Source organism: Actinomycetospora sp., assembly GCF_055612215.1.
In genome coordinates, this window is record NZ_JBVPVA010000805.1 from 1 (window position 1) to 5873 (window position 5873).

The following is a 5873-nucleotide window of genomic DNA, read 5'->3' on the forward strand; positions in this document are numbered from 1 at the left end:
ACGACGGCGCGGGGCACGCGTTCTTCTCCGTCGACCGGCCGTCCTACCGGCCCGAGGCCGCGGTCGACGGCTGGCAGAAGGTCGCGGCCTTCCTCGACACCCACCTCGTCCAGGACCCCGTGGGAGCCGCCTGATGTGCACGTACTCCACCGAGAAGGTCGCCCTCGCGCGGTCGTCGGGGAAGACCCGCGACGGCTGGGCGACGATGTCCGAGGCGACCGTCTACTACGACCACCCCGTGCACGCCCCCGACGCGCACACGGTCAACATCGACTTCCTCGCCCCCGAGCGCGGCCCGGGCTCGCGCATCGCGGTCGAGCTGTCGCTGGACTCGGCCCGCGAGCTCCTCGCCGCGCTGCAGACGACGGTGGAGCGGGCCAAGGACCACTAGACCGCGCGCACGACCCGCTCCACGACGGTGGCCGGGCTGGGCTGGGTGGCCATCTCCGCCCGGACCTCGCCGGCCGCCGTCGCGAACGCCTCCTCGGTGAGCAGGCGCCCGACCGACGCGCGCAGGGTGGCGACGTCGACGGTGGCCGGGTCGTGCGACAGGCCCACCCCGCGCTCCGCGACCCGCTGCGCGGCCAGGGGGTTGTCGGCGAACGAGGGCAGCACCAGCTGGGGCACCCCGTAGAACAGCGGCGCCGCCGTGGTGCCGGAGCCACCGTGGTGCACGATCGCCGCGCAGGTCGGCAGGAACGCCGAGAGCGGCAGGTAGCCCACGGCCCGCACGTTCGCGGGGAGCTCCCCCAGCGAGGTGAGGTCGGCGGTCCCGGCCGCGAGGACGACCTCGACGTCCATGCCGCCGAGCGCCTCCAGCACGACGGCGAGGCTCGAGACCCCGCTCAGGGCCGGCACGACCGTGCCGAGCGTGACCGCGATCCGCGGCCGCTCCGGGCGGTGCAGCGCCCAGTCCGGGACGACGGTGCCGCCGTTGTAGGGGACGAACCGCATCGGCCACCACGGCGCGCCGTCGCGCTCGTCGTGGGTGACCTCGTTCCGGCCCATCCCGCCCATGCTCGGCGGCCGGGGGTCGATGCGGGCCACCGGCACCGGTGTGCCCTCGATGCCCAGCCGCTCCCGCACGAGGTCGTTGACCGGGCCGTCGCCGAACCCGTCGTGCCCGGCACGCCAGTCGACGTCGCGCATCGACCAGGAAATGCGGTTCCCGACCTCGAGCGCCGGGACGCCGAGGGCCGCGGCGGTGAGCATGCCGGCGGCGTGGTCCGAGGGGTGGGCGACGAGGTCGGCGCCGAAGGCCCGGCCGGCCTCGATCGTCCCGGCGGTCATCGTCACGGTGAACAGACCGAACGGGTTCCCCGCCTTCGCGGCGAGCCGGTACTCCTCGGGCAGGTCCTCGTCGGGCTCGCCGCCGGACATCACCCGCCGCATCAGGTCGGCCCACACGTCGCGGTCGGGGTGGACGTCGTGCACCGGCAGGCCGGCCGCCGGTCCGACGGTCGCCATCTCGGACGTGGTCGCGAGCAGCACCTCGTGGCCGGCCGCCCGGGCCGCCCACGCGAGCGGGACGAGCGGCAGCGTCAGCCCGTACCCGGGCGCGGTGGCGAGGAGGATCCGCATCGGACGAGCGTGGCAGACCGACGCCACGAGCGCCTTGCTTTTCGTACAGTAGCGATATATCGTTGCTACATCGCCGACAGTCGGCGAGCACGACCGAGAGGAACATCGACATGTTCAGCACTCACGAGCGCCCCGAGTGGGCGCATCGACACGGACGACACGGCCCGGCCGGGCCGCACGAGCACCGAGGCGAGCCCGGCGGGCCGCGCCGCGGCGCACGCCGACGGGGTGGCCCGTTCGGCAGGGACTTCACCGACTTCGGACCGCCCTTCGGCGGCCCGTTCGGCCCCGGGGGTCCCCGGGGCCGCGGTCGTGGCCGGGACGTGGAGGGCGAGGAGCCGCACGGCCCCCGCGCCGACCAGGTCCCCGGCGAGGACCCGGGGCCCCACGACGGCCCGTTCCCCGGCCCCTGGGGTCCGGGTGGACCCCGCGGTCGTCGCGGCGGTCCGGGTGGCCGCGGACGCGGCCGTGGCCCGGGCGGCCGCGGCGGCCCGGGACGACGCCCGCGGGGCGACGTCCGCCTCGCGATCCTCGCGCTGCTGCGCGAGGAGCCCCGCCACGGCTACCAGATCATCCAGGAGATCTCCGAGCGCTCCGGCGGCTCGTGGAAGCCCAGCCCGGGATCGGTCTACCCGACCGTCGCCCAGTTGGCCGACGAGGGTCTGGTCCACACGGAGAAGGAGTCCGGCCGCACGGTCGTGCACCTGACCGAGGCCGGGCGCACCTGGGCCCAGGAGCACGCCGCCGAGCTCGACGCGGTGTGGTCGCAGGTCGAGGCGGACGCCGACGACGGGTTCGCCGACCTCCGCACCGCGGGCCGCGGCCTCGCCGGCGCGGTCGCCCAGATCGCGCAGGTCGGCACGGCCGCGCAGGTCCGGCAGGCGACGGGCGTCCTCGACGAGGCCCGGCGCCGGCTCTACCTGCTGCTCGCGGAGGTCGATCCCGCGTCCGGGACGGCCGACCACGACAGCGATCCGGACACCGAGCCGGAGGACGACGGGTCCGACGGGCCGGTCGCCGGGACGACGTGACCGTCGGCCGCGCCGCCACACCGGCGCAACGTCCCCGTCACCGGACGTCACACGGCACTCCTACGCTCGCCTCTCCGGTGGCCCGCAACCGATCGGGTCGGGAGAGGAGCACGGCGTGCTGGGTCGACGTCCGGGGCGGGGAGCCCCGCCGGCGCCCGGTCCGGTCGCACGCACCGTCGCCGGCGAGCGCTGGGCGCTGCAGTACCGGACCGTCCACGGGTACCGGCGGGCCTTCCGCATGGCGGGGTCCGGCCCGGTCCTGCTCCTGATCCACGGGATCGGCGACGACTCCTCGACCTGGGACCCCGTCCTCGACGACCTCGCCCGCGACCACACCGTCCTCGCGCCCGACCTGCTCGGCCACGGCGGCTCCGACAAGCCGCGCGGCGACTACTCGATCGGCGCCTACGCCAACGGGATGCGCGACCTGCTCTCGGTCCTCGACATCGAGCGGGTCACCCTCGTCGGGCACTCCCTCGGCGGCGGGGTCGCGATGCAGTTCGCCTACCAGTACCCCGAGCGCACCGAGCGGCTCGTGCTCGTCGGCGCGGGCGGCGTGGCGCAGAGCGTGACCCCCGCCCTGCGGGCCGCGTCGCTGCCGCTGGCCGACCTCCTGCTCCCGATGCTGCGCTGGCCCGGCGTCCGGTTCCAGACCGAACTGGTCCTGCGGACGCTCCAGCAGCTCGACACCGGGCTGGGTCGCGACGCCGAGGACCTCGTCCGGCTGGTCGACGCGCTGCCCGACGCCACCAGCCGCTCCGCCTTCCTCCGCACCCTGCGCGCGGTCGTGGACTGGCGCGGGCAGGTCGTGACGATGCTCGACCGCTGCTACCTGACGGCGGGCATGCCGACGCTGCTCGTCTGGGGGGCCGACGACGTGATCGTCCCCGTCGAGCACGGGCGCACCGCGCACGCCGCGATGCCCGAGAGCCGGCTCGAGGTGTTCGAGCGGGCGGGGCACTTCCCCTTCCACTCGCACCCGCAGCGCTTCCTCACGGTGCTGCGGGAGTTCCTGGCCACGACCGAGCCCGCGCACTGGAGCCCCGCCGAGTGGCGGGCGCTGCTGCGTACCGGGCGGGGCGGGACCACCAGCGAGCTGCCGTCCGACGACGTCCCGGCCGCACCCCCGACCCATCGCGCTCCCCGGCAGGAGGCCTCGTCGCGGCGGCCCCCGGAAGCAGTGGGCAGACTGGGGAGGTGACCTCCGCGCCCACCGAGACCGGCATCGACACCGACCCGTACCTCTGGCTCGAGGAGGTCACCGGCGACGAGGCCTTGACCTGGGTCCGCGAGCGGAACGCCGAGAGCCTCGGCGTGCTCGCCGAGGGGGAACGGTTCACCGCCCTGCGCGACGGCCTGCGCGCGGTGCTGGACTCCGACGACCGGATCCCCTACACCCGCCGCCGGGGGGACCTGCTCTACAACTTCTGGCAGGACGCCGAGCACCCGCGAGGGCTCTGGCGGCGCACCACGCTCGACTCCTACCGCACCGGCGACCCCGACTGGGAACTGCTGCTGGACGTCGACGCGCTGGCGCGCGACGAGGACGAGAACTGGGTGTGGGCGGGCGCGGCGGCGCGCTGGCCGGACTACACGCGCGCCCTCGTCCAGCTCTCCCGCGGCGGCGCCGACGCGACCGTGGTCCGCGAGTTCGACCTGGCCGCGAAGCGCTTCGTGCCGGAGGGTGAGGGCGGCTTCGCGCTCCCCGAGGCCAAGAGCCGGATCTCCTGGATCGACGACGACACGGTCTTCGTCGGGACCGACCTCGGGCCGGGCTCGATGACGACGTCGGGCTACCCGCGGGTGATGCGGCGCTGGTCGCGGGGCACGGCGGTCGCCGATGCGCCGGTGGTGTTCGAGGGCGCCGAGACCGACGTCGCCGCGTTCGCGGGCCACGACCACACCGTCGGCTTCGAGCGCGACTTCGTGGGCCGCAGCCCCGACTTCCACACCACCGAGGAGTTCGTGCTGCGGCCCGACGGCACGCGGGTCCGCCTCGACGTGCCCGCCGACGCCGACACCGAGATGGAGCGCGCCTGGCTGCTGGTGCGCACCCGCTCGCCGTGGACGGTCGCCGAGGTCGAGTACCCGGCCGGGGTCCTGCTGGCCTTCGGGGCCGAGGACTACCTGGCCGGCGGGCGGGAGCACACCGTGGTGTTCACGCCCACGGCGAGCCGCTCGCTGGCGGGCTGGTCCTGGACGCGGAACCACCTCGTCCTGACGCTGCTCGACGACGTCGCGACGCGGCTGGAGGTCGTGACCCCGCCGTCGGGGCCGGAGGTGGTGGCCCCGGGTGACTGGACGCGGCGCGAACTGCCGACCGGTGACGACTTCTCCGTCGTCGGGGTGGTGGGCGTCGACCCGGATCACAGCGACGAGGTCTTCCTCGACACCGACGGCTTCACCCGGCCCTCGACCTTCGTGCGCACCGAGATCGGGGGCTCCGCCGAGGATGACGCGCCGCTGGAGACGCTGCGCTCGGCGCCGGAGTTCTTCGACGCCACCGGGGTCACCGTCCGGCAGTTCTTCGCGACCTCCGACGACGGGACGAAGGTGCCCTACTTCGTCGTCGGGAGGGAGCGTTCGACGCCGGGTCCGGTGCTGATGACCGGCTACGGCGGGTTCGAGATCTCCCGGACGCCGTCGTACTCCGGGGTGATGGGCCGTGGCTGGATCGAGGCCTCGGGGGACTGGCCCGGCGGCACCTACGTCGTCGCGAACATCCGCGGCGGCGGGGAGTACGGGCCGGAGTGGCACACCTCGGCGCTGCGCGAGCACCGCCACCGCGCCTACGAGGACTTCGCCGCGGTCGCGCGGGACCTCGTCGATCGCGGGATCACGACGCCGGCCCAGCTCGCGATCCACGGCGGCTCGAACGGCGGGCTGCTGATGGGCGTCATGATCACGCGGTACCCGGAGCTGTTCGGCGCGGTCGTCGTGATGGTGCCGCTGCTGGACATGCGGCGGTTCCACCTGCTGCTCGCGGGCGCCTCGTGGATGGCCGAGTACGGCGACCCCGACGACCCGGACGACTGGGCCTTCATCTCGGAGTACTCGCCGTACCAGAAGCTGTCGGCGGACGCGTCGTACCCGGCGATCCTGGTGACGACCTCGACCCGCGACGACCGCGTCCACCCCGGCCACGCGCGGAAGTTCGTCGCGCGGCTGCGGGAGTACGGCCACCCCGTGGAGTACTACGAGAACGTCGAGGGCGGGCACGGCGGCGCGGCCGACAACGCGCAGCGGGCCTTCCAGTGGGCG

The 5873-nt window shown here is 74.9% G+C and carries 6 protein-coding genes; 5 read left to right on the forward strand and 1 reads right to left on the reverse strand.

Going from position 1 to position 5873, the window contains the following annotated elements; translation table 11 throughout:
• The coding region (locus AC0CYZ_RS22020; protein ID WP_472219269.1) for a dienelactone hydrolase family protein at positions 1-134 on the forward strand (134 nt) is incomplete at its 5' end.
• Positions 134-391, forward strand: a complete 258-nt coding sequence (locus tag AC0CYZ_RS22025; RefSeq protein WP_472219259.1) for a DUF6295 family protein — start codon at positions 134-136, stop codon at positions 389-391. The genes AC0CYZ_RS22020 and AC0CYZ_RS22025, both read left to right, overlap by 1 nt.
• On the opposite strand, the gene AC0CYZ_RS22030 is transcribed toward AC0CYZ_RS22025, so the two are convergent.
• Complete coding sequence (locus AC0CYZ_RS22030; protein ID WP_472219261.1) at positions 388-1581, reverse strand: nucleotide disphospho-sugar-binding domain-containing protein; 1194 nt, start codon at positions 1579-1581, stop codon at positions 388-390. The genes AC0CYZ_RS22025 and AC0CYZ_RS22030 overlap by 4 nt on opposite strands.
• A 323-nt stretch (positions 1582-1904) precedes the next feature.
• On the opposite strand from AC0CYZ_RS22030, the gene AC0CYZ_RS22035 reads away from it, so the two are divergent.
• The 3 genes from AC0CYZ_RS22035 to AC0CYZ_RS22045 all read left to right on the forward strand — a co-directional run.
• On the forward strand, positions 1905-2612 hold the full coding sequence (locus AC0CYZ_RS22035; RefSeq protein WP_472219263.1) for a PadR family transcriptional regulator: 708 nt from the start codon (positions 1905-1907) through the stop codon (positions 2610-2612).
• Positions 2613-2727: 115 nt separating this feature from the next.
• The gene (locus AC0CYZ_RS22040; protein WP_472219265.1) at positions 2728-3813 is read left to right on the forward strand and encodes an alpha/beta fold hydrolase; all 1086 of its coding nucleotides are present in this window, start codon (positions 2728-2730) and stop codon (positions 3811-3813) included.
• Positions 3810-5873 (forward strand): prolyl oligopeptidase family serine peptidase (locus AC0CYZ_RS22045; protein ID WP_472219267.1); only part of this gene is annotated, 2064 nt, incomplete at its 3' end. The genes AC0CYZ_RS22040 and AC0CYZ_RS22045, both read left to right, overlap by 4 nt.